The organism is Arthrobacter sp. efr-133-R2A-120, assembly GCF_030209835.1.
Lineage (GTDB): Bacteria > Actinomycetota > Actinomycetes > Actinomycetales > Micrococcaceae > Arthrobacter.
This window is the reverse complement of the sequence record NZ_JARVRF010000015.1, coordinates 26,992-49,984: the sequence shown is the minus strand read 5'-3', so window position 1 is coordinate 49,984 and position 22,993 is coordinate 26,992. Positions and strand designations below refer to the sequence as shown.

The window sequence follows — 22,993 nt, the reverse complement described above, 5'->3', positions numbered from 1 at the left end:
GTTCCTGGCCATGGAAGCTTTCTTGCACTACAAGACAAAAAGTGCAAAACTTTACTTTGTGGAAAATAGTGCAACTAACGACGGCGGGCTCCGGGAGCGCAAACGCGCACAGACCCGCGCGGCGATCACCGCCGTCGCACGGTCCCTGACGTCCCAACGCGGACTCAACGGATTTACCGTCGAGGAGGCCTGCGAACAGGCGGGGATATCGCGGCGGACGTTCTTCAACTACTTCCACACCAAGGAAGACGCGGTGATCGGCTCATTCTCCGACGAGCTTCCCGAGGACGCGTTGGAGGGCTTCAGCCGCAATCCCGCCCGTGCCGACGGCACGATCTCCGACTCGCTACTGTCCGCACTGCGGCACTTCACCCTGGCGGTCCTCGAGCGGTCCACCGTCAGCCCTTCGGAGATCCGCCAGCTCATCGCCGCTGTCACAGCCGAGCCCCAGCTCCTGGGCCGGTTGACCCGCGAGGGCGAAGTCCGCGAGCGCCAATTCGCCGAGCTGATCGCCGCCCGTGAAGGCCTCGCCGCGGACCATGCCGAGATCATCATGGCCGCCGCGGTCTTCGGCGCTGTCACCAAGAAGACAAGCCAACAGTTCTTTTCCGAGGAGAACACCGAGCCCTACCGGGAACTGCTGGATAGGAACCTCAACGCAGCCCGCACGCTCTTCGCCCAACCGCTGGACGCCAACCCCGTCGAACCCCAGAAGGATCAACCGTGAGTACAACTCTCAAGACCAAAGCAGCCGCACCGCTGCTCTTGACCCAGAAACGGATCTGGATCATTTTCTCGGCGTTGATCGCCGGAATGCTGCTCTCGAGCCTCGACCAGACCATCGTGTCCACGGCCATGCCCACGATCGTCGGCAAGCTTGGCGGCGTGGAGAACCAGGCCTGGATCACCACGGCCTATTTGCTCGCGACCACCATCGTCATGCCGATCTACGGCAAGTTCGGTGACATCCTGGGCCGGCGGAACCTGTTCCTTATTGCCATCGGTCTGTTCACCGCAGCTTCCATCGCTTGCGCCTTCGCCACCGACTTCTGGGGCTTCGTGATCTTCCGCGCCATCCAGGGCCTGGGCGGCGGCGGCCTGATGATCCTGTCGCAGGCCATCATCGCGGACATCGTGCCGGCCAAGGAACGCGGCAAATACATGGGCCCCCTCGGCGCCATCTTCGGCCTCTCCGCCGTGGCCGGTCCCCTCCTGGGCGGCTTCTTCGTCGATCACCTGACCTGGGAATGGGCCTTCTACATCAACATCCCCGTCGGCATTGCGGCGTTCACCATCGCCTGGTTCACGCTCACTCTGCCGAACAAGAAGGCCGAAAAGCGCATCGACATCCTGGGCGTGCTGCTGCTGTCCGCTGCCACGGCCTGCCTGATCTTCTTCACCGACTTCGGCGGCAAGAAGGACCAAGGCTGGGACTCCCCGCTCACCTGGGCCTTCGGCGCCGGCATGGTGCTTGCCGCCTTCCTCTTCGTCCTCGTGGAGCGCAAGGCCGAAGACCCCATCATTCCGCTGAGCCTGTTCAAGAACCGGATTTTCATCAACGCAACGGCCATCGGCTTCACCTTGGGCTTGGGCATGTTCGCCGCCATCGCCTTCGTGCCGACGTTCCTGCAGATGTCCTCCGGTACTTCAGCCGCCGTCTCCGGCCTGCTCATGCTGCCGATGATGGTGGGGCTCATGGGCACGTCCATCTACTCCGGTATCCGCATCTCCAAGACCGGCAAGTACAAGATGTTCCCGATCCTCGGAGCGAGCCTCACGATCGTTGCCATGTTGTGGCTCACCACGCTCACCGCAGCAACTCCGATCTGGGTCATCTGCATCCAGCTGTTCATCTTCGGCGCAGGTCTGGGCTTGATCATGCAGGTCATCGTCCTGGTGGTCCAGAACGCGGTTCCGGCCGAGCAGATCGGCACGGCAACGAGCACCAACAACTACTTCCGCGAGGTCGGGGCTTCGTTGGGCGTTGCCGTCTTCGGCTCGATCTTCACCACGCGGCTCGCCGAGTCCCTCACCAAGGCATTCACAGGCGCCGGTGCTTCCGCTTCACAGGCTGCTCAATCCACGAGCAAGCTCGATCCGCAGACGCTGGCCCAACTGCCGGCCCAGATCAAGGACGCCATCGTCAACGCCTATGCCGATTCGCTGGCACCCGTGTTCTGGTACCTCATCCCGTTCATCGCGGCCGCCCTTCTGCTCGCCGTCACCCTCAAGCAGATCCCGCTCTCCGACACCGCCGGAATGGTGACCCGAGGTGAGGCTGTCGGAGGCGAGGAGGCCGAACGCCTCGAAGCCGAACGCCTCGGAGGATCCGCCGAAGCGTCCGCGGAGGAATCCGTCGAGGGGTCGGCGGTCGCGGACGCTGAGCCGCAGTCCGGTCCGGTGGGCGACAACGACGGCGAGCTCGCCCGACGTTGAGCCCGGGACATGCCCGGCCTTGGCCCGGACCAGTGGACATATGAGGAATATGCCCGCTGCCCGGATGCAAAACAGGGCATGTCCACTGGGCCTTGGGTTGTCCGGCCCAAGGGCGTCTGGCCTAGGCTGGAACCCATGAGTTCAGAGCCCGAAGAATCCGCGAACATCAGCCCGGCCGTTCGATGGGGATTAGGGGCAGTCCTTTTCGGCCTTCTGGCCGTCTCCATTGCCTCCGCCAGGGGCGAATGGTGGACCATCCTAGGCGCTATTGCCTGCGGTGCCGCCGCGTGCCTCTTCGCTGCCCGCGCGATCCTCGCGGCCCGTCAATCACGCTGATACGCGACGGCGGAGCCTGGCTCCAGCGCGAGCCGGATGGTTTCGCGGTGGCCGGCACTGATCTCAGGCAACTCGTCGAGGGCGAACCAGCCGACGGCGATTGATTCGTCGTCGTTGACGCGGGCCTCCCCTGAGACATAGCGGCATTTGAAGGCAATATCCAGGAAGTCGCACACGTCTCCGTTGGGGTACGTGACCGGGCCGATCACTCCCACCGCCAGGATCCGCTCGGTTTCGGCCACCACGGCAGTCTCCTCGAAGATCTCGCGGAGCAAACCCGGGGCGGGGTGCTCCCCGGGTTCCAGCATTCCCGTGATCAGGGTCCAACGGCCATTGTCGGCCCGTTGGCACAGCAGGACCCGGTTCTCGTCGTCCAGGACCACGCCGCGCACGCCGGGTAGCCACAGCGGGTCGTTGCCGATCTTCTCGCGGATTTGCAGGATGAATTCCGGGACCGCCACTGCCTAGCCCGCTTTCGAATCGATCATCACCAACAAGAGCACTGCCTCCGCTTCAGGGTCGGATCCGCCAGTAGGGCGAGTATCCCACCGGCGATGCCCGATTGACAGCGGCAGGCTGCTCGAACGGCCGTCTCTCGCGCCGCCTTGCTCGCTGCCGTCCTCACGCGGGCAGGGCGAACATCGCCGCAGCGGCACCCGCGAGCATGAACGGCCCGAAGGGTATTGATGATTTCAGGGTTCCCCGCCGGGCAGCCAGGACTCCCAGGCTCCACAGTCCGCCGAAGAGGAACGCAGCAAACGTTCCGGCGAAAATATGCGCCCAACCCAGATAGCCAAGGTAGAGGCCGAGGACACCTGCCAATTTGACGTCCCCGAAGCCCATCCCGGGCGGGTACACCAATCGCAGGATGAAGTAGAACACCCATAGAGTGGCTCCCCCGGCCACGATTCCCAAGGCGGGCACCCCGAGGAAGGAGGCACCGCCGTCGGGCGTGGACCCTGCCGCTCCGCCGCTGAAGTTCGTTGCCGCTCGGCCGGCCAGGGTGACGGAGACTGCTGCGCCGAGCAAGAGCACACCGGCGATGGCATAAGACGGGAAGACGATCCGGTTGGGCAAGAGGTGGTGACGGACGTCGATGATCGTGAGGCGGGCAGCCATGATCGCAAAGTACACACAAGCTGCGAGCAAGAGCCAGAAGGCCGGGAAACTGGTCCCCCACAATTCGCCGAGTCGTCGGATCACTCTCGGATGCTATCGGTTTTCTCAAACCTGCGCCGGTCACGCACGCTTAGACTGTGGATATGGGGCGCTACAGTGCAGAAATCCAAGGCAATCCGGACGCCGACATGTCCTCCACCTTCCGAAACCTCTGCCGTTCCTCCCCGTGGAAATGGACCAGCCTGAGGTTCGAATACCTGGATCGGCCCGGCAACACGGACGCCACAGTGCGGGCCTGGCTGCGTCGCCCGGGAGCGCTTCGACTCGAAACCATGGACGGCGCGTTGCTGCATAGCACCACCGGCATCAACGATTCCCGCGATGGGCTTTACCTCGGTTCCAAGCGCAAGTCCTGGCTGTTGCCGGCCCACTTGGTGACCCCCGTTTACGACTCCGCGGGCTTGGTCCGCCGGCGTCCCGAGGCTGCTTATGGTGAACCGTCCTTCGGGAACGGTCGGCTCGCGGCAGCCCTCGATCCTGTGGAGCTCGCCGGGAATGCGCCGGTGCCGATGGAATTTCCCGAGTCCAACCGGGTGTCGTTCGGCCCCATTCGGGAAGTGGACCACGAGGGGCGTCCGGCGTTGGAAACCATCGCGACGCCGGGACACAGTTACGTGGCGTCTGATGCGGCAACACCGCTGTGCTTCCCCGGACGCACGCTCTTGCGGGTGGACTCGGGAACGGGCGTGTGCGTTTCCAGCCAATCGCTCGACGGCGATACCACTGGCCAGGGGCATTGGATGCGGATCCTGGGGGTGGACGAATACATGCTGGACGATCTGTTCCTCGCCGAATCGATGAACCTCACCGACGTCCGCAAGCACATCAGCTGGGACATCGGCCCCCGCGCGTAAGAGCCGTCCCGCCGCCCCCCACCCCCCAAACGCCCGCTCACATACAGCCCCCGTTGGCCAAACGCCCGCTCACTTATAGGCACCCTCCCGCCAAACGCTCGCTCACCAACTGATGAGAAAGCGGTCCGGGCCGACACATGACAAGCTACCCCGGGCCGTCCGCTAGGCTTCCCGGATGAACGAGCTAAGCGCCATCTGGCCCCTCTTCGGCCTCACCCTGAGCACACCCCGTTTGCAGTTGCGCCCAATCCTGGATGCTGACATCCCCGCAGCGGTCAATGCGGCCCTCAGCGGCATTCACGAGCCTGGGAAATCGCCCTTCAGCAACCCTTGGACGGAAGTTCCCGAAGATGAGTTGGGTGCCAACATGGCCCGATGGTATTGGCGCTGCCGAGCAGGAATGACCCCCGATTCGTGGACGCTCCTCCTCGGTATCTGGCACAACAACGAGTTCATTGGCTGCCAAGATGTGGAGGCGAAGAACTTCGCATCGTTGAAGACTGTCTCCACCGGTTCCTGGCTCAAGAAGGGCGCGCAAGGCCGAGGCCTCGGCAAAGAGATGCGCGCGGCCGCCCTCAGCTACGCCTTCGATTACCTGGACGCAGAAATAGCAACCTCCGAGGCTGCCATTTGGAACAAGCAATCCTTGGGCGTTTCCACCAGCCTCGGCTATGAGTTCAACGGTGTCTATCGCGACCAATGGGGCGCCGACGTCGTGGAAGTGCAACGCGTCCGACTCATTCCGGAATCGTTCATCAGACCGGACTGGAAGCTAAAGGTAGAGGGCCACGAGACTACAGCCAACTTCCTAGGTACGTGAGCGAGCGTCGGCGGAAAACCCGACAAATGTGAGCGAGCGTCAGCAGGAAAGCCGACAAACGTGAGCGAGCGTCAGTGACGGAGGCGGAGGGCCGTGGCCCGGCGAACCCGGCCACGGCCCTCCGCGCACATGGAGCTTTAGATTTCCGCCCCTTCAAGCAATTCCGTCACGAGGGCCGCGATCGGCGAGCGTTCGGAGCGAGTCAGGGTGATGTGGCCGAACAGCGGGTGTCCCTTCAGGGTCTCGACGACGGCGGCGACGCCGTCGTGCCGGCCGACACGGAGGTTGTCCCGCTGGGCGACGTCGTGGGTCAGGACGATCTTGGAGTTCTGGCCGATACGGCTCATGACCGTGAGGAGCACGTTCTTTTCGAGCGACTGTGCCTCGTCCACGATCACGAAGGCGTCATGGAGCGACCGTCCGCGGATGTGGGTCAGCGGCATGACTTCGAGCATGCCCCGGTCCATGACTTCTTCCACGACTTCCTGGCTGACGAGTGCACCGAGAGTGTCGAAGACCGCCTGCGCCCAGGGGTTCATCTTCTCCGCCTCGGAACCGGGCAGGTAGCCAAGTTCCTGTCCACCCACCGCGTACAGGGGGCGGAAGACGATCACCTTGCGGTGTTCCCGGCGCTCGAGGACGGCCTCGAGTCCCGCACACAAGGCGAGTGCCGACTTTCCAGTGCCCGCCCGGCCGCCGATCGACACGATTCCGACGCTGGGATCCATGAGCAGGTCGATCGCAAGCCGCTGCTCCGCTGAGCGGCCGTGGAGTCCGAAGACATCACGGTCACCCTTGACCAGCCGAACCTGTTTGTCCGCACCCACGCGGCCCAGGGCGGAGCCCCGGTTCGAGAGCAGCACCAGGCCCGTGTTGACGGGCAGCTCGGCTGCTGCCGGAATGAAAACCGGTTCGTGCCCGTACAGGGTGGTGATTTCGTCCTCGCTGGCTTCGATCTCCGCCATGCCGGTCCAGCCGGAGTCCTTGACGAGTTCATTGCGGTATTCGTCCGCGAACAGCCCCATCGCGGAGGCTTTGACGCGCATGGGGAGGTCCTTGGAGACGACCGTGACGTTGTGGCCTTCGTTGGCGAGGTTCTTGGCGACGGCCAGGATGCGGCTGTCGTTGTCCGGGCCGCGGAATCCTGCTGGCAGCACTTCGGTGGACACATGGTTCATCTCGACACGCAGCGTGCCACCGTCGGATCCGATCGGGATGGCTTGATTCAAGCCACCATGCTCGATGCGCAAGTCGTCCAGGAGCCTGAGGGCCTTGCGGGCGAAGTAGCCCAACTCGGGATCGTGGCGTTTGCCTTCCAATTCTGTGATGACCACGATCGGGACAATGACTTCGTGCTCCGCGAAGCGCAACAGGGCGTGCGGATCGGAAAGCAATACGGAAGTGTCAATCACATAGCTTCGACCTGTCGGGGTCGCGGACTTTGCCGTCCGTCCACCGTTGGCCCGCTTGGTGCGAGAGGTAGCTGAACTTTCCCCGTCGGAAACGACTACGGGCAGTTGCTCAGAAATAGCCACATCGACTCCAGCCCCGGGCGAACCCGGCTTATTCGTGAGGCGGCTCGGCCGGAAGGCCGGGCGCGGCCCCCCACGTAACTGGTGCGATGATTCGCTCCATCTACTGGCCTCCCCGATCAGCAGGCGGTTTGCCTACTGATGGGATTAACGTATTCCCGTGCGATTACATTTCCGGTTAGCCCAAACGGCGATTCGTGTAGACAACATGTGAACTTCCCGTAAACGGGAACGCACCGGATCAGGAACCGAAACGGCGCTGGCGGCCTGCGTAATCCCGCAGGGCCCGCAGGAAGTCAACCTTGCGGAACGCGGGCCAGAGTGCCTCGCAAAAGTAGAACTCGCTGTAGGCGCTTTGCCACATGAGGAAACCTGACAAGCGCTGCTCGCCCGACGTGCGGATCACCAGATCGGGGTCCGGCTGGCCGCGCGTGTAGAGGAAACGAGAGATGTCGTCCACCGAAAGTTCATCGGCCAGCTCGGTGATGTTGCGGCCGTGCGCGACGGCGTCGTGCAGCAGTTCCCGCACGGCGTCAACGATTTCGCGGCGTCCGCCGTAACCGACGGCGACGTTCACGTGCAGCCGCGAGCGGATCGGGGTGCGGGCCGTGAGCTTGTTCAGCCGCTCGGCGAGGTAGTCCGGCAGGAGCTCGGGCGCACCCATGGCGTGGACCGAGATGTTGGCGTCGTCATCCAAGCGATCGAGGGTGTTGGCGATGATTCCCATGAGCAGTTCGAGCTCTTCGCCGGAGCGGTTCATGTTGTCCGTCGAGAGCATGTACAGCGTGACGACTTTGACTCCAAGTTCCTGGCACCAGCCTAGGAATTCGTGGATCTTGTCCGCGCCTGCTTGATGGCCTTCGCTCGTGGGAGCGTTGAATTGCCGCGCCCAGCGGCGGTTGCCATCCACCATGACGCCGATGTGCCGGGGAATCTTCTCCTGCTCGAGCGAACGGAGCAGTTTGCGCTCGTAGAAGCCGTAGAGGAAGCCGGGCCACTCCATCCGGACACTCACCTGACTTCCTTTGAACAAAACGTGAAAAGCGAAACAAACAACGACGGCGGCTGGCCCGTTGGCAGCAGACCTTCCGCCGAACAACTATCGACGCCTCCGGACTGCTGCCCTAGGCGCACCACCAAGGCTACCTTCCCGAACTGGCCAGTCGGCACACCTGAGCAGCAGAAAACGATCGCAAAACTCATTACTCCGCAGTAACTTATCCGCGGCCGGGTTACGCTTTAACGATGTCGGAGCTGCTCACAATCAAGCCAAGGTGGCGCGGCTGGATACATGCTGTGGCCACGCCTTTCGCCGTCGCGGCAGGGATCGTCCTGGTGACACTGGCGCCAACGACAGATCGCAAAATCGCTTCCGCCATCTACGCTTTGACGGGTGTACTGCTCTTCGGCGTGTCCGCGGTCTACCACCGTGGCAATTGGGAGCCGAAGACCCGGATGGTCCTCAAGCGCCTGGACCACACGAACATCATGTTGGTGATCGCGGGCAGCTACACGCCCCTCGCTTGGTCGCTGCTGGAGCGCCCCAAGGCCGTACTCCTGCTGTGGGTGATCTGGTCCGGAGCACTGCTGGGAGTACTCTTCCGGGTTCTTTGGACGGGCGCTCCACGTTGGCTCTATGTGCCTATCTACGTTGCACTGGGCTGCGGGGCGTTGTTCTACTTGCCGGAGTTCTTCGCGGCGAACGTTCCAGCCGCGATCCTGATCTGTGTCGGCGGGGCACTTTACATCGCGGGGGCGGTCTTCTACGGGATCAAGAAGCCCAACTTCAGTCCGTTGAACTTCGGCTTCCATGAACTCTTCCATGCCCTCACGGTGCTGGCCTTCGCTGCACATTTCGCCGCAATCATGATTGCCGTGCTGAGCTAGCCTGCGGCACCCGTCATGGCGTCCAGGCGCTGCGCGAGTTCCTCGACAGAGCCAAGCGGCAGGTCACACACCATCCCCCGGCACAAATACACCTGTGGTGAGCCGTCCGCAGCAGCCGTGCGGGCCTCGAGAAGTGGCACCTCCGGTTCCGTGGCGCGGGATCCGGGCGGCGCGCCGTCGGGCGCTTGTTCGCCGGCCACACCGAGCTGGACCGCAACCACCATTCCCGGGCTCGGCGACGCCAACAGCGCGCGGTGGAGTTCCCGTTGCTCGGGGCCGGGTGGGCCGGATACGGCGGCTTCTATGGGACCCGCCGCGGCCGCCTGGGTGGTCGCAAGCAGCCATCCCGCTACCCGTGGTGCCCGCCCGGCTATGGACGGCAGGAGCGAGAGGATGTTGCTTGCCATGGCCCTGTGCTCGTGCGAACCGGAGTAGGCCGCATAGCTCAGCAACACTCCGGCAAAGGCCGCTGCCCCGCTGGGGGCGGCATTGTCAAAGGGGTCCAGGCCCGCGTGCTGGCCCTGCGCGTTGAATACCTGGGCCGACTCCCCCACGGAGTCCGACAACCTGCCGTCCACCACGAAACGCGCGCAGGCGCCGCTGATCAGCTCCTCCGCGAAGCCGTACCAACGCCGCTCGCCGGTCACAGCGTAGAGGGCCAGGAAGCCTTCCGCGCAAAACGCATAGTCTTCCAACAGGCCGCTGATCCCTCGCGCAACGCCATCGTGCGAAACCCTGATCAGCACCCCCGCGCCGGTTTTTGAGCCCGGCCGCCAATGCACCCGCGCTATGTACTCGGCGAGGCTTTCCGCTGCGGTCACCAGTTCCGGCCTGTCCAGGACCGCACCGGCTTCGGCAAGCGCCGCGATGGCCAGGCCATTCCACCCTGCCACGACCTTATCGTCCCGGGCCGGCCGGGGGCGCGCCGAGCGCGCGGCGCGCAAGGCGGGCTTGACGCGGTTCCACAACCGCGATTCCGCGCCGGACAGTTGGCGACCGGGATGGAGCGGAGATCCAAGCTCCGAGACCGTACCGGACGGCCCCACGTTCATCAGCCTGGCCACGGCCGCGCCGTCTCCCGGGCCGAGCACGGCTTCGAGGCTCGCGGGAATCCACAGGTACGACGCCCCTTCGTGATGCACTCCGTCCACCACGGTATCGGCGTCCAGCGAGGAAGCGAGTCCGTCCGGGATTGCGGGATCGCCCACCCCGAGAGAGTCCAGCATCCAGTCCGCCACCCGCGACGCAACACTAGCGGCCTCGCCGGCCGGCAGGACCCAATCGCCGCGCAGCCGGACCCAATGGACATAGACCCGGAGGAGCTGGGCGTTGTCGTAAAGCATCTTCTCGAAATGCGGCACGGACCAATCCGCGGTCACGGAATACCGGGCGAAGCCGCCGTCGAGCTGGTCGCACAGTGCGGAACGGGCCATTGCGGCGAGCGTGCGGCCCGCCATGTCGCGGGCGGCGTCCGAGGTGTCCGACGGCACGGCAGCGTGCCGTATCAGGAACTCAAGGACCGCCGACGGCGGGAACTTGGGAGCGCCGCCGAAGCCGCCGCCGTCGGGGTCTTCAGAGCGGGCGAGAAGTCGCACTGCCTCCGACAGCAGGCTTCGGTCCACGCTTTCAGGCGGCCGGTCCAGGAACACTGCCGCGGCGAGCTGGGCATTGGCCATGCCGACGGCGAGCATCCGGGCATTCTGCTCGACGGCGTCCCGGCGTTCCAGCCACGCCTCGTGGACCGCTTCAAGCACTTGGCGGAAGGACGGCCTCCCGGGCTGGGCCGTTGGCGGGAAATACGTTCCTGCATGGAAGGCCAGGCCATCGGGCGTCAGGAAGACGGACATCGGCCAGCCGCCTTCTCCGCTGATGGCCTGGGTGGCTGCCATGTAGATCGAATCCACGTCGGGGCGTTCTTCGCGGTCCACCTTGATGGCCACGAACCGGGCGTTCAGGTAGTCGGCGGTGTCCGGGTCTTCGAAGGACTCGTGGGCCATGACGTGGCACCAGTGGCACGCGGCGTAACCAATGGAAAGAAATACGGGAACATCGCGAGCCGTCGCGAACGCAAAGGCCTCATCGCCGAACGGCCGCCAGTGCACCGGATTGTCGGCGTGCTGGCGAAGATAGGCGGACGGTTCCGAGCCGAGGGCGTTGGACGCCCCCGGCCATTGCCGGGTGTTGCCCGGGTCAGCGGGCTCCGGAGCCGGCATCGCCGTCGGAGTCTTCTGCGCCCGGCTTGCCCGAGACTATTTCATCAGTCTCAGCGCCGTCGGTCTCGCCGACCAAGGCTTCTTCAACCTGGGCGCGGTAGCGTACCCGCCGGATCCGGCGGACCATGTCAACGATCAGGAAGGTCGTGAGCACCACGATGAAGGCAGTCAGGACGAAACCCCAGGTCCCCGGGGTCACCTGGTCTTCCGACAAGCCGGGGCGCAGCGACGGGGTCGGGGTAGGCGACGGGGTCGTGGCCAGGGCGATGAGAAAGTGGTGCACGGTTCAAACCTTCTATGGGAGTTTCCAGCCGGTTGGCGACTTCTACGCTTGATAGAAATCGCCGGCGATCCTATCTTAGCCCTGCGAACAGGTCCTTTTCCGGCAGTTCGGCCGGGATCCGGGAGTGGACCAGCGTGTAGTCCTCCCACGGCCAGGCCCTGCGCTGCATGTCCGGGGACACAGCGAAGAAGAAGCCAAGCGGATCAATCTGCGTCCGATGCGCCCTCAGTGCGTCGTCACGGGCCTCAAAGTAGTCTCCGCAATCCACCTGCGTGGTGGTCTGGTGCATCGGCCTCGGCGGAGTATGGCCTTCGGCATCGGCTTCCAGCCAGGAAGCCAAGCGTTCGGCGTAAGGCGATTGCAGTCCTGCCTCTTCGAGGGCGAAATGCAAGGCGCGGAAACGGTCGGGGCTGAAGGCGCGGTCGTAGTACAGCTTGCTGGGCGCCCAGCTTTCGCCCGTCCCGGGGTAGCGCTCCGGGTCACCGGCAGCATGGAAGGCTTCGACGGCAACCTTGTGGGCCATGATGTGGTCAGGATGCGGATAGCCGCCGTTTTCGTCGTAGCTCACTATGACGTGCGGCTTGAAGTCGCGGACCAAGCGGACGAGCGGTGCCGCCGCCCGCTCAAGGGGCTGAAGCGCAAAGCAGCCGCTGGGCAGGGGTGGCAACGGATCGCCGTCGGGCAGTCCGGAATCCACGAAACCCAACCAACGCTGCTTGATTCCCAGGACTGCGGCAGCTTGCTTCATTTCCAAGCGGCGCGCGCCTGCCATGTCCCTCTTCGGGTGCGGAGCCGACTCCATGGCCGGGTTCTGGATGTCCCCGCGGGAACCGTCAGTGCACGTAGCCACCATGACCTCCACGCCGGAAGCCGCATACATCGCCATGGTTGCCGCGCCCTTGCTTGACTCGTCGTCCGGGTGTGCGTGGACGGCGAGCAGCCGGAGCTGCGTGTCGGGGCTGGTGGATGTGCTCATCCGGTACGGTTCCTCTTTCTGGGTCATGCTGTTCTGGGTTTGCTGACGGCCGGGTGTTGATCAGGCATTTCTAACGCGCGCGACTCCACTGTGTGCGAGGAGGCGCCGGTAGCCCACTAAACTAGGTGGGTGACTTCGGAAGACCCATCGGGCACGGCGCTGCCAGCAACTACCAGCCTAGCCAATCGCTACGGCAGCCAAAAGCGCGCCTTCGGGGGGAAAACCAAACGGAACATCGTCATCGCCGTCCTCCTCGGGGTCATCGGGCTCTTGTTTTGGGTCACCACCTCTTCCTCGCAGTCGTCTGTGACTTTCAAGGACATCGGCTACAGCGCCACCGACGCCACTCAGCTTTCGGTCGATTTCCAGGTCACCAAGAACCCCGGCGCTACTGCCAAATGTGCCATCAAGGCAATGGACTCCGGGTTCGCGGTGGTCGGCTGGAAAGTCGTCCAGATCGGCCCGAATGCCCCCAAGGACGGCGCTGACGGCGGCCAGACAACCGCCCAGAGGACCGTACTGCGGACCGAGTCCGCGGCCGTGTCCGCCGTCGTGGACAACTGCTGGATTGTCGACAGCGGCAAATAACAAACGTGTGACCCGCGACTCAGTGAGCTTGGGTTTGTCCACAGGATTGACTACACTGGATCAATACCTTAACCCCGCTGAGTTGGTTGCTGAGTTCCACGAGTGGCCTGCACCGGCGGGGTCTTTGCTTGTCAGATCCATAAGGAGAAGTCCGTGTCGACCACCAACAGCGCGCCTGCAGCTTGGCTTACCCAGGACGCATTTGACCGCCTGAAGGCAGAGCTGGACCACCTTTCCGGCCCTGGCCGTGCGGAGATCGTACAGAAGATCGAAGCCGCCCGTCAGGAAGGCGACCTCAAGGAAAACGGCGGATACCATGCCGCAAAGGAAGAGCAGGGCAAGATCGAGGCCCGCATCCGCCAGCTGACCGTGCTCCTGCGCGATGCCCAGGTTGGCGAAGCTCCGGCCGATGACGGAATCGTCGAGCCCGGCATGCTCGTCGTCGCGCGCATCGCCGGTGACGAAGAGACCTTCCTGCTCGGATCCCGCGAAATCGCCGGCGATTCCGATCTCAACGTCTTCAGTGAGAAGTCCCCGCTGGGCGTGGCGATCATGGGCCACAAGGAAGGCGACAAGATCAGCTACGTCGCCCCCAACGGCAAGGAAATCCCGGTGGAGATTGTCTCCGCCAAGCCGTTCGCTGGCTAATAATCCCCACCGCCACCCTCGCCTCGCAAGTCCCACCGGCTCCCAGCCCTCGCAAGCTCAGGCAGGGACCCTCGCCGGTGGGGCCCCACGGCCAGGGAACCCTGGCGGTGGGGCCCCATGCGGTGTTGTCGTTTCGCCGGCCCACCCCTTCGCGGGGCGGGCCGGCGTTTCGCTTTTGGTCCCCCAACTAGCTCGCATTTGTTGTCGTTATGAGCGCTCATAACGACAACAAATGCGAGTCAGTTGGGCTGGGCCACGGCGTCAGTTGGGCTGGGCTACGGCGCGGGGGCGGGGGCGCGGGCGCAGCAGCACTGCGGCCACCACTCCCCCGACGGCGCCGCCAAGGTGAGCCTGCCACGAGACGAAACCCATCACGGTGGGCAACACACCGAACAAGATGCCGCCGTAAGCCAGGAAAAGCACCACGGACAGCAGGATTTGCCACCAGCTGCGGTTGAAGAAGCCACGTACCAGCAGGAACGCGAAGAGCCCGAAAACCAGGCCAGAAGCGCCCACTGTCACACCTCCCCCGCCGATGAGCCACACGGCAAGGCCTGAGCCTAGCCAGCTGAACGCCAGTGCCGTCAGGAACACCCGGAGACCGGACAGGAACACCAGGAAGCCGAAGATGACCAGCGGCAGCGCGTTGGACAGGAGATGCCCGAAATTGGCGTGGAGCAAGGGAAACGTCAGGATGTCGAAAACTCCGTCCACGCTCCGCGGCCGCAGCCCGAAGATGGCGTTGAGGCTGTGCGACATCAAGGTGTTGACCAGCTCAATGACCGCCAACAGCCCCACGAAGCCACCCATGAACAGCAATCCGCCCCTGGCGCGGATGGCCAGTGACTCCTTGGCCGTTATCGGCCCGTCCCCGTTGCCGTAAAGCGCCATGGTCAGCAGCCCGTCAGTGCACCACGATCGGGTGGAAGCCCTCGGCGCGAAGGGCGGCCAGGACCTGCTCGCTGTGCTCGTGGCCTTTGGTTTCGAGGTTGACGGTGATGGAGACGTCGCCCATGCTGATCGCGCCGCCCACCCGGGTGTGGTCCAGGCCGGTCACATTGGCATCGTTTTCGGCGATGATGCGGGCGATGGTGGCCAAGGAACCGGGCCGGTCATCCAGCATCATGCGCACGGTCATGTAGCGTCCCGCCGCCGAGAGGCCGCGCTGAATCACCTTGAGCATCAGCATGGGGTCGATGTTGCCGCCGGACAGGATGACGGCGGTGGTCCCAGGGTTTTCGATCTTGCCGTCCATGAGGGCGGCGACGCCGACGGCACCGGCCGGCTCAACCACCATCTTGGCGCGCTCCAGCAGGAAGATGAGCGCCCGGGCCAAGGAGTCTTCGCTCACGGTCACGACGTCGTCCACGAGTTCGCGGATGATGCTGAACGGCAGCTGGCCGGGGCGTCCGACGGCGATGCCATCGGCCATGGTGGAAACCTTCTTGAGCGGCACCAAGGCATCCGCGGCGAGCGACGGCGGGTAAGCGGCAGCATTCTCCGCCTGCACGCCGATGATCCGGATCTCGCGTCCCAGTTCCCTGGCCCTCGCTTTGATTGCGACGGCGACTCCTGCCAGCAGGCCACCGCCACCGACGCCCATCAGGACAGTGTCGACATTGGGGACCTGGTCGAGGATTTCGAGCCCGACGGTGCCCTGACCCGCCACGACGTCGACGTTGTCGAAGGGGTGGACGAAGACGGCGCCTGTTTCGTTCGCGTAGCGCTGCGCCTCGGCCAGGGCCTCATCGACGTTGTGTCCGTGCAGGACAACTTCGGCTCCGTGGCTGCGGGTCGCGGCAAGCTTCGGAAGCGCTACACCGAGCGGCATGTAGATGCGTGCCTTGATTCCCAGGCTTTTAGCCGCCACCGCAACGCCTTGTGCGTGGTTGCCGGCCGAAGCCGCGACCACGCCGCGCTTCTTCTCCTCGGGAGAAAGGCGTGCCATCCGCACGTAGGCACCACGGACCTTGAAGGAACCTGCCCGTTGGAGGTTCTCGCATTTGAAGAAGACCTCTCCGCCTACCATCGCTCCCAGGGCCCGCGAGGACTCGATGGGGGTCTTGGTAATAATGCCCTCGAGCAGCTCCCGCGCCTTAAGGACATCGTCCAGGGTGACGGGCAGGGTATCGAGGGTATTCACGGGTTATTCTCCTTTGTTGGTGTGCTCTGCGGCATCCTTGGCGAATGTCCGTTCCGCAGCCGCGTGCTGACCTGCGGCATCTTCGCCGCTGTTGGACCGTGCGCCCGCGTTGGCGCCGGGACGGTGGATTTCCTCGATGGTGATTGGTTCCTCATCGGAGTCCGGTGGTGCAATCCCTGCGCCGGCGTACGCCGTCATCAGTCCTTCATCATGTTCCCACGTCCGCGCGGCAATATAGCGAACCGCCGTATTTGCTACGGCCAGGAGCGGGACGGCAAAGAGCGCTCCCGGTATTCCGGCCAGGTAGGAACCGGCTGCGACCGACAAGATCACGGCGACAGGGTGCAGCGATACGGCTTTGCCCATGATGAGCGGCTGGAGGATATGGCTTTCGAGCTGCTGCACGAACAGCACGATGGCCAACATGACGAGCGCGTTGACGGGACCATTGGCTACCAAGGCCAGGAGCACTGCGATAGCTCCCGTCACGAGGGCACCAACCACGGGGATGAATGAACCGATGAACACGAGGACACCCAGGGGCAAGGCGAGGGGAACTTGGATAATCGCTGCGCCGACGCCGATCCCCACCGCGTCCACGAACGCCACGAACATCTGGATGCGCACGTAGCTGACCATGGACGACCATCCGCGCTTGCCCGCGCCGTAAGCCGCCGGGCGTGCAGTCCGGGGCAGGAGCCCGACAATGAACCGCCAGATCCTGGACCCCTCGAGAAGGAAGAAGATCAGGATAAAGAGGGCCAGGACCATGCCCGCGGCAAAATGCCCGGCGGTACTACCAAATGACAGGGCACCGCTGAGGATGCTGCTGCTGTTGTTCTGCAGGGCCGAGGTGGCGCTCTGGATGTAGGTGTCGATCTGGTCCGCGGTCAGATGCAACGGCCCGTCAGCGAGCCACCCCTGGATTTGCTGGACGCCCGTAAGCGCCTCCTGCCACAGCTCGCCGAATCCCACCGCAAGTTGCCGTCCCACCAACGCCAGGGCTCCCGTAATGACCCCGAGGAACCCCACCACCGTGATGGCGACGGCCGCCCCTTGCGGCATCTTGAGCTTCCTGAGCCACTCCGTGACGGGGTAGAGCAGGCCGGCCAGGAGGGAGGCGATCATGAGGGGGATGATCAGGAAGCTGACCTTCCCCAACAACCAGATGAGGGCTCCCACAACCACCATGATGAGCCCCACCCGCCAGGACCAAGCAGCAGCAATCCGGACTCCGTACGGAATGTCCTGCGCGATGTGATGCTCCGACACCGGGCGGGGCGCGGCCGAAACGGGGTCACTTGATGGCGTGGCGTCGTGTGCTGGCGTCATTCCCCCATAATTCCGCAGGGACTGCCGGATGGGAAACCCATCTACAGCGCGCCCACGATTCCCCACCTCATGGTGAAGGTCTCCCCCGGTTCAAGCCACCGGAGGCCCTCCCCCGAGTTGAAGGCGTTCGCCGGACCGGTCATGGGCTCGATCGCGACGGCTTTCGAGCGGCCCGGAAAAGTATCCGTGACGAAGACATGGACGTAGGCGCAGTTTTCGTCCTGCTCCAGGGAGACGCTCCGGCCATCCGGCGCCGACAGCGTTTGGCGGGCGATGCCGCCGTCGAACTGCAGGTCCGTGAACGCCACATCGATATCCAAACCGCCCACACTCCGGCCGCCACCGAGATCAAAATCACCGTCGACGGGCACCGAACTACGCGGGATCAGCCGCTCGTCAGCCAGGAGCCTTGTGCCGGCCTGGACAGTCAGGACCATCTCTTCCGGCGGAACGTCCCCCACGCGCAAGTATGGGTGCGCCCCGAGCACGAAGGGCGCGGGGGCCGCCGAATCATTGATGAAACTCTGGGAGACCCGCAGCGCGAGCCCGGCGTCGATCTCGTACCGTACCTGGTGCCGGGCCAGGAAGGGGTAGCCATGCTGTGGGAAGATCACGGCTTCGAGGGTCACGGAAAACTCGTCTTCCGCCACGAGGCCGTAGGAGGAGTTGCGCAGGAGCCCGTGGCTCGCGTTGTTGCGGGACACCTCGGTGATGTCCAATTGCTGCTTCTTGCCGTCGAGGTACCAGATCCCGTCCTCGATCCGGTTGGCCCACGGGGCCAAGGTAATCCCGGTGGCGCCCGGTGGTAGTTGCCCGTCGCCGTAGCTCTCGGTGAGCTGGACGCCGTCGCGGCTGAACAACCGCAGGCCCGCAGCGAGTTCGGTGACGACGGCGAGCGCGTCGCCGCGGCGGATCTCGAATTGGCGTCCGCTGGCAAAGCGGCGGGATACGGTCTCTTCGCCCGGTGCGGAGGACGGTGTTGTGGGAGGCATGGCACCACCGTACTGCATCCCGAGTGTTGCTTGACTCCACCCTTAATGTTCTTTTTTGTTAGATATTTTGCCTTTTTGAGCACTCTGTGGCACCATAAATCCATGACTCGCCTTACCAGCACACGCCTCGCCGATGGCCGGGAGCTGATCTATTTCGACGACGCCGGCTCGCCGGAGCGCGATCCCGGCTCGCTGACGGATCACCGTGAGCTGCCGCCGCGCGCCGATCCGGGCGAGGTGCGCTACGACGCGTTGAGCGGCGAATGGGTCGCCGTCGCGGCACACCGCCAAAGCCGCACCCATCTGCCACCTGCGGACCAATGTCCGATCTGCCCCACCACGCCCGCGAACCCTTCCGAAATCCCGGCGCCGGACTACGACGTCGTGGTCTTCGAGAACCGCTTCCCCTCACTCGGGCCGGCCGTCGGCACGATCCCCGGCATGCCCGCCTGGGGAACCTCAGGCCCGGCCTACGGCCGCTGCGAAGTTGTCTCCTTCACGCCCAGCCACACCGGATCCTTCGCCGAGCTTGGCGAAACCAGGGCACGCACGGTCATTGAAGCCTGGGCGCACAGGACCAAGGCGCTCAGCGCGCTCCCTGGAATCCAGCAGGTGTTTCCGTTCGAAAACCGGGGTGCGGACATCGGGGTAACGCTCCACCACCCGCACGGACAGATCTATGCCTACCCCTACGTCACGCCGAGGGCGGCAAGCCTTGGCGCCGCCGCCGGCCGGTACTTCGACGACTCCAAGGGCCGGGAATCGCTGACATCCTCGATCCTCAAGGCCGAGCGCTTGGACGGGAGCCGCATGGTGCTCGAAGCCGAGCATTTCAGCGCCTACGTGCCGTTCGCCGCCCGCTGGCCGCTGGAGGTCCACCTCGTCCCCCATCGGCAAGTTCCGGACCTCGCCGCTTTGAGTGGCGAAGAACGCGACGAGCTAGCCAGCGTTTACCTTGAGTTGCTCAAGCGCATGGATGCCCTGTATCCAACTCCCACGCCGTACATTTCCGCTTGGCACCAGGCACCCCTGGATCCCGTCTTGAGGCCGTCCGGCCACCTGCACCTGCAACTCACCTCCCCGCGCCGCGCCGCTGACAAGCTCAAGTACCTTGCCGGTTCCGAGGCCGCCATGGGAGCTTTCATCAACGACACCACGCCCGAATCCGTAGCAGAACGGCTGCGCGCAGTCGCCAGCGATTCGCAGCGCGCTATTCCAGAAGGGGCCCAAGCATGACCTCCACTCCCGACGCCCCCGCCCTGAGCGTCCTCTCCGGGCTTTTCGAGTCGACTTTCGGTTCAGCCCCCGACGGCGTGTGGCAGGCACCGGGACGCGTGAACCTGATCGGCGAGCACACCGATTACAACGAGGGTTTCGTGTTGCCATTCGCGATCGACAAGACCGCGAAGGTTGCAGTCCGGATCCGCCATGATTCGCGCGTCCGCCTGCTGTCCACTTTCGGCGGGCAGGGCCTGGTCGAGGCCGACGTGGACATGTTGGTTCCGGATGAAGCCAAGGGCTGGACGAAGTATCCGCTCGGCGTGGCCTGGGCCCTGCAACAGCGGGGCATCCTTGTCCCGGGCTTCGATCTCCTCATGGATTCGGATGTCCCCCTTGGCGCGGGGCTGTCCTCCTCGCACGCCATCGAATGCGCCGTCATCTCGGCCCTCAACGAACTGACGGGTGCGGGACTGGGCGCCGAAGACATGGTCCTCGCAACCCAGAGGGCCGAAAACGACTTCGTGGGCGCCCCCACCGGAATCATGGACCAGTCGGCGTCGCTTCGTGGATCAAAGGGCCATGCCGTCTTCCTGGACTGCCGCGATCAGAGCGTACAACTGGTCCCCTTCGACGCCCAGGAAGCCGGCCTCGTGCTGCTGGTCATCGACACCAAGGTCTCCCATTCGCATGCGGATGGCGGCTATGCCTCCCGTCGGGCTTCCTGCGAACTCGGCGCCCAAGTACTGGGGGTCCCGGCCCTCCGCGACGTCGGCATCGGCGACCTGGAGGAAGCCAGCGGACTCCTGGACAGCACCACTTTCCGGCGAGTCCGGCACATCGTCACCGAGAACGACCGCGTGCTGCAGACCGTGGAACGCCTCACCACGGAGGGACCCGCCCACATCGGCAGGCTCCTCGATGCGAGCCATGCGTCCATGCGCGATGACTTCGAGATCTCCTGCCCGGAACTGGATCTCGCGGTGGAAACCTCCCGCGCCCACGGCGCCATCGGCGCCCGGATGACGGGCGGCGGCTTCGGCGGCTCGGCTATCGCCCTCACCCCGGTGGGCCACGAGCAGGAGGTGCGTGACGCCGTCGTACGCGCCTTCGAGGCTGCCGGTTTCACGACGCCGGACATCTTCACCGTGACCCCGGCCGCCGGGGCCACACGCCTCGCCTGAGGTCCGCGCATCCGCCGCCTTCCGGCGAGCTGGCCCCGGCGTAAGCTGGGGGCATGACTGAGGCCGTCATCGTTTCCACCGCCAGAAGCCCGATTGGACGGGCCTTCAAAGGGTCCCTCAAGGACGAACGTCCTGACGACCTCGCGGCGGCCATGGTGACTGCCGCGCTGGCGAAGATTCCGGCTTTCGATCCAGGAGCACTGGACGGCCGCGGGCTCGATGACCTCTACCTTGGCTGCGCCGAGCCCAGCGGCGAAGCCGGTTCGAACATGGCCCGGGTGGTGACCGTCCTGGCCGGCCTGGACACCGTCCCCGCGGCCACCATCAACCGCTTCTGCGCCTCGAGCCTGCAGACCCTGCGGATGGCCTTCCACGCCATCAGCTCCGGGGAAGGCCATGCCTTCGTCTCGGCGGGGGTCGAGTCGGTGTCCCGCTACCAGAACTGGGTCGGGGCAGGGGAAACGGACACCAGCCTGCACAACCCCCTGTTTGAAGCCGCGCGTGCCCGCACGGCCGCCCGGGCCGCGTCCAACACCCCATGGACGGATCCCCGCATGGGTGGACGGATGCCGGACGTCTACATCGCGATGGGACAGACCGCGGAAAACGTCGCCACGAGCCACGGAATCAGCCGGGCTGAGCAGGATCTGTGGGCGGTCCAGAGCCAGAACCGTGCCGAGGCGGCCATTGCCTCCGGTTTCTACGCCCGGGAGATCACGCCGTATACCCGCAAAGACGGGACCGTCGTCGAGCGCGACGATTCACCCCGCTCCGGCGTCACCCTCGAAGCCGTCAGCGCCTTGGAACCGGTCTTCCGCAAGGAAGGGACAGTGACTGCAGGCAACGCATGCCCGCTCAACGATGGCGCCGCCGCCGTGGTGGTCATGAGCGATTTCAGGGCCCGGGAACTTGGCCTCGAGCCGCTGGCACGCATCGTCTCTACAGGCGTCAGCGCCCTTTCCCCGGAACTCATGGGCATGGGACCGGTGGAGTCATCGCGCCGGGCGTTGGCCTTGGCGGGGCTGAGCATGGCAGACATTGACCTCGTGGAACTCAACGAGGCATTCGCCGTCCAGGTGGTGGCGAGCGCCCGTGAACTCGGCATCGATCCGGAGAAGCTCAACGTCCATGGCGGCGCCATCGCCCTTGGGCACCCCTTTGGCATGACGGGCGCCCGCATGACCACCACCTTGCTCAATGGCCTCCGCGAACGGGACGGCACCTTGGGATTGGCGACGCTGTGTGTCGGTGGTGGGCAGGGCATGGCGGTTGTCTTCGAGCGGCTGTCTTAGGCCCCCCGAAAAGGGTCTGTATACCCGTAGTGCCCCTGAAGACGGATCTTCAGGGGCACTACGCTGCATAAACCCGGGGAGGCTAGTCGTCGCCGCGCAGGATCGCCAGCAGGCGGATGATCTCCACGTACAGCCACACGAGCGTGACGGTCAGGCCGAAAGCGGCCGTCCAGGAGTATTTCTCCGGAGCGCCCTGCCGGACACCCTGCTCGATGCTCGTGAAGTCCATGACCAGTGAGAACGCGGCCAGGCCGATAGCCAGGATGCCGATGAAAACGCCCAACGGGATGCCGAAAATGTGCACGCTGCTGCTCAGGCCGAAAGGCGACTGGACGGCGCCGGTCCACACGAGGACCATGTTGATGACTGCGAAGACGAGGTAGCCGAGCATGGCGATCATGAAGAAGCGCACTGCCTTCGGCGTGGCGCGCACCTTGCCGCTCTTGAAGAGAGCCAACGTCACGCCGAACACCGCGAGGGTACCGATGACTGCCTGCAGGCCAACGCCTGGGAACATGCCATCCAGAAGGCGGGTCAGGCCTCCGAGGAACAAGCCCTCAAGGCCGGCGTAAGTCAGGATCAGTGCCGGGGACGGCTGCTTCTTGAAAGAGTTGACCATGCCCAAGGCGAAACCGCCCAGCGCACCGACAACCATGAGGAGGCTTGCCGTGCCGGGAGCAACGAACAACGTGACAGCTGCGCCGAGCAACAGCACCGCGAGGCAGGCCGCAGTCTTGACGATGACGTCGTCGAACGTCATGCGGCCGGTCTCGGCCGGACCGGCTGCGGGCTGGTTGTACATCTGCTGCAGCTGATCGCTGGTCATCTGCGGTTGTGCCGCCCAGGCGGGCTGGCCGTACTGGTTCTGGCCGGGGACGCCGCCCGGAGCCTGGCCGTACTGGTTCTGGCCGTGGGAGTAGCTTGGAACAGGCGGAGCCTGTGTGGCTCCACGGAAATTCTTTCCGTTGAAGATCGGGTTGCCGCCGAGTGCCATGGTGGGTGTCCTTCTTGCTTTGGGTGCGAAGTGATAGTTCACGCTACCAATTCCCACGCTTGGTCCGCACCGAAAGTTCCACCGCC

23 protein-coding genes are annotated in these 22,993 nt (G+C 64.6%); 11 read left to right on the top strand and 12 right to left on the bottom strand.

Annotated features, from left to right (window positions below):
- The first annotated feature begins 58 nt into the window (after positions 1-58).
- The 3 genes from QRN52_RS09540 (at position 59) to QRN52_RS09530 (ending at position 2,772) form a co-directional block, all read left to right on the top strand.
- Positions 59-727 (top strand): TetR/AcrR family transcriptional regulator, encoded by a 669-nt coding sequence (locus QRN52_RS09540; protein WP_284752487.1) that lies wholly within the window; start codon positions 59-61, stop codon positions 725-727.
- Positions 724-2,436 (top strand): MDR family MFS transporter, encoded by a 1,713-nt coding sequence (locus tag QRN52_RS09535; protein ID WP_284752486.1) that lies wholly within the window; start codon positions 724-726, stop codon positions 2,434-2,436. The genes QRN52_RS09540 and QRN52_RS09535 overlap by 4 nt, the downstream gene beginning before the upstream one ends.
- A 135-nt stretch (positions 2,437-2,571) precedes the next feature.
- Entirely contained in the window at positions 2,572-2,772 is a 201-nt protein-coding gene (locus tag QRN52_RS09530) for a hypothetical protein (RefSeq protein ID WP_284752485.1), read from the top strand.
- Here QRN52_RS09530 and QRN52_RS09525 read toward each other — a convergent pair.
- Together QRN52_RS09525 and QRN52_RS09520 are read right to left on the bottom strand one after the other, a co-directional pair.
- Entirely contained in the window at positions 2,760-3,233 is a 474-nt protein-coding gene (locus QRN52_RS09525; RefSeq protein WP_284752484.1) for an NUDIX hydrolase, read from the bottom strand. The two genes, QRN52_RS09530 and QRN52_RS09525, sit on opposite strands and share 13 nt — an antisense overlap.
- 160 nt (positions 3,234-3,393) lie before the next feature.
- Positions 3,394-3,975, bottom strand: coding sequence for a prepilin peptidase (locus QRN52_RS09520; protein WP_284752483.1), 582 nt, complete (start codon positions 3,973-3,975; stop codon positions 3,394-3,396).
- Between the two features lie 59 nt (positions 3,976-4,034).
- On the opposite strand from QRN52_RS09520, the gene QRN52_RS09515 reads away from it, so the two are divergent.
- Together QRN52_RS09515 and QRN52_RS09510 are read left to right on the top strand one after the other, a co-directional pair.
- Positions 4,035-4,805: a hypothetical protein gene (locus tag QRN52_RS09515; protein ID WP_284752482.1), complete on the top strand. Its 771-nt coding sequence runs from the start codon at positions 4,035-4,037 to the stop codon at positions 4,803-4,805.
- A gap of 175 nt (positions 4,806-4,980) precedes the next feature.
- The gene (locus QRN52_RS09510; protein ID WP_284752481.1) at positions 4,981-5,625 is read left to right on the top strand and encodes a GNAT family N-acetyltransferase; all 645 of its coding nucleotides are present in this window, start codon (positions 4,981-4,983) and stop codon (positions 5,623-5,625) included.
- Positions 5,626-5,762: 137 nt separating this feature from the next.
- Here the strand turns inward: QRN52_RS09510 and phoH2 are convergent, their stop codons facing one another.
- Positions 5,763-7,037 carry an RNA 5'-3' helicase PhoH2 gene (gene phoH2 / locus QRN52_RS09505; protein ID WP_390279610.1) on the bottom strand — a complete coding sequence of 425 codons (1,275 nt, stop codon included), beginning with the start codon at positions 7,035-7,037 and terminating at the stop codon, positions 5,763-5,765.
- A gap of 361 nt (positions 7,038-7,398) precedes the next feature.
- Positions 7,399-8,160 carry an isoprenyl transferase gene (locus QRN52_RS09500; protein ID WP_284752570.1) on the bottom strand — a complete coding sequence of 254 codons (762 nt, stop codon included), beginning with the start codon at positions 8,158-8,160 and terminating at the stop codon, positions 7,399-7,401.
- Between the two features lie 242 nt (positions 8,161-8,402).
- On the opposite strand from QRN52_RS09500, the gene trhA reads away from it, so the two are divergent.
- Positions 8,403-9,044, top strand: a complete 642-nt coding sequence (gene trhA, locus QRN52_RS09495; RefSeq protein ID WP_284752479.1) for a PAQR family membrane homeostasis protein TrhA — start codon at positions 8,403-8,405, stop codon at positions 9,042-9,044.
- On the opposite strand, the gene QRN52_RS09490 is transcribed toward trhA, so the two are convergent.
- The 3 genes from QRN52_RS09490 to mca all read right to left on the bottom strand — a co-directional run bounded on the left by QRN52_RS09490 (position 9,041) and on the right by mca (position 12,516).
- Positions 9,041-11,257, bottom strand: a complete 2,217-nt coding sequence (locus QRN52_RS09490; protein WP_284752478.1) for a thioredoxin domain-containing protein — start codon at positions 11,255-11,257, stop codon at positions 9,041-9,043. The two genes, trhA and QRN52_RS09490, sit on opposite strands and share 4 nt — an antisense overlap.
- Positions 11,235-11,540 (bottom strand): hypothetical protein, encoded by a 306-nt coding sequence (locus QRN52_RS09485; RefSeq protein WP_284752477.1) that lies wholly within the window; start codon positions 11,538-11,540, stop codon positions 11,235-11,237. Before QRN52_RS09485 ends, QRN52_RS09490 begins: the two co-directional genes overlap by 23 nt.
- A gap of 70 nt (positions 11,541-11,610) precedes the next feature.
- Positions 11,611-12,516: a mycothiol conjugate amidase Mca gene (mca, locus tag QRN52_RS09480; RefSeq protein WP_284752569.1), complete on the bottom strand. Its 906-nt coding sequence runs from the start codon at positions 12,514-12,516 to the stop codon at positions 11,611-11,613.
- A gap of 129 nt (positions 12,517-12,645) precedes the next feature.
- On the opposite strand from mca, the gene QRN52_RS09475 reads away from it, so the two are divergent.
- Both QRN52_RS09475 and greA read left to right on the top strand, forming a co-directional pair.
- Complete coding sequence (locus tag QRN52_RS09475; protein WP_284752476.1) at positions 12,646-13,104, top strand: DUF4307 domain-containing protein; 459 nt, start codon at positions 12,646-12,648, stop codon at positions 13,102-13,104.
- 153 nt (positions 13,105-13,257) lie between these two features.
- Complete coding sequence (gene greA, locus QRN52_RS09470) at positions 13,258-13,752, top strand: transcription elongation factor GreA (protein WP_184736437.1); 495 nt, start codon at positions 13,258-13,260, stop codon at positions 13,750-13,752.
- A 261-nt stretch (positions 13,753-14,013) separates the two neighbouring features.
- Here the strand turns inward: greA and QRN52_RS09465 are convergent, their stop codons facing one another.
- From QRN52_RS09465 to QRN52_RS09450, 4 genes are read right to left on the bottom strand one after another with little or no spacing between them, the layout of a single operon-like run.
- Positions 14,014-14,643 carry a rhomboid family intramembrane serine protease gene (locus tag QRN52_RS09465; RefSeq protein WP_284752475.1) on the bottom strand — a complete coding sequence of 210 codons (630 nt, stop codon included), beginning with the start codon at positions 14,641-14,643 and terminating at the stop codon, positions 14,014-14,016.
- A 13-nt stretch (positions 14,644-14,656) separates the two neighbouring features.
- Positions 14,657-15,895, bottom strand: coding sequence for a threonine ammonia-lyase (ilvA, locus tag QRN52_RS09460; RefSeq protein ID WP_284752474.1), 1,239 nt, complete (start codon positions 15,893-15,895; stop codon positions 14,657-14,659).
- A 3-nt stretch (positions 15,896-15,898) separates the two neighbouring features.
- On the bottom strand, positions 15,899-17,227 hold the full coding sequence (locus QRN52_RS09455; RefSeq protein WP_284752473.1) for an AI-2E family transporter: 1,329 nt from the start codon (positions 17,225-17,227) through the stop codon (positions 15,899-15,901).
- A 41-nt stretch (positions 17,228-17,268) separates the two neighbouring features.
- Complete coding sequence (locus QRN52_RS09450; RefSeq protein WP_284752472.1) at positions 17,269-18,219, bottom strand: aldose 1-epimerase family protein; 951 nt, start codon at positions 18,217-18,219, stop codon at positions 17,269-17,271.
- Positions 18,220-18,321: 102 nt separating this feature from the next.
- Here QRN52_RS09450 and galT point away from each other — a divergent pair, with 102 nt between their 5' ends.
- From galT to QRN52_RS09435, 3 genes are read left to right on the top strand one after another with little or no spacing between them, the layout of a single operon-like run.
- Positions 18,322-19,455, top strand: coding sequence for a galactose-1-phosphate uridylyltransferase (gene galT, locus QRN52_RS09445; RefSeq protein ID WP_284752471.1), 1,134 nt, complete (start codon positions 18,322-18,324; stop codon positions 19,453-19,455).
- Positions 19,452-20,621, top strand: coding sequence for a galactokinase (gene galK / locus QRN52_RS09440; protein WP_284752470.1), 1,170 nt, complete (start codon positions 19,452-19,454; stop codon positions 20,619-20,621). Before galT ends, galK begins: the two co-directional genes overlap by 4 nt.
- A 53-nt stretch (positions 20,622-20,674) precedes the next feature.
- Entirely contained in the window at positions 20,675-21,913 is a 1,239-nt protein-coding gene (locus tag QRN52_RS09435) for an acetyl-CoA C-acetyltransferase (protein ID WP_284752469.1), read from the top strand.
- Between the two features lie 82 nt (positions 21,914-21,995).
- On the opposite strand, the gene QRN52_RS09430 is transcribed toward QRN52_RS09435, so the two are convergent.
- On the bottom strand, positions 21,996-22,907 hold the full coding sequence (locus tag QRN52_RS09430) for a Bax inhibitor-1/YccA family protein (RefSeq protein WP_284752468.1): 912 nt from the start codon (positions 22,905-22,907) through the stop codon (positions 21,996-21,998).
- Between the last annotated feature and the right edge of the window lie 86 nt (positions 22,908-22,993).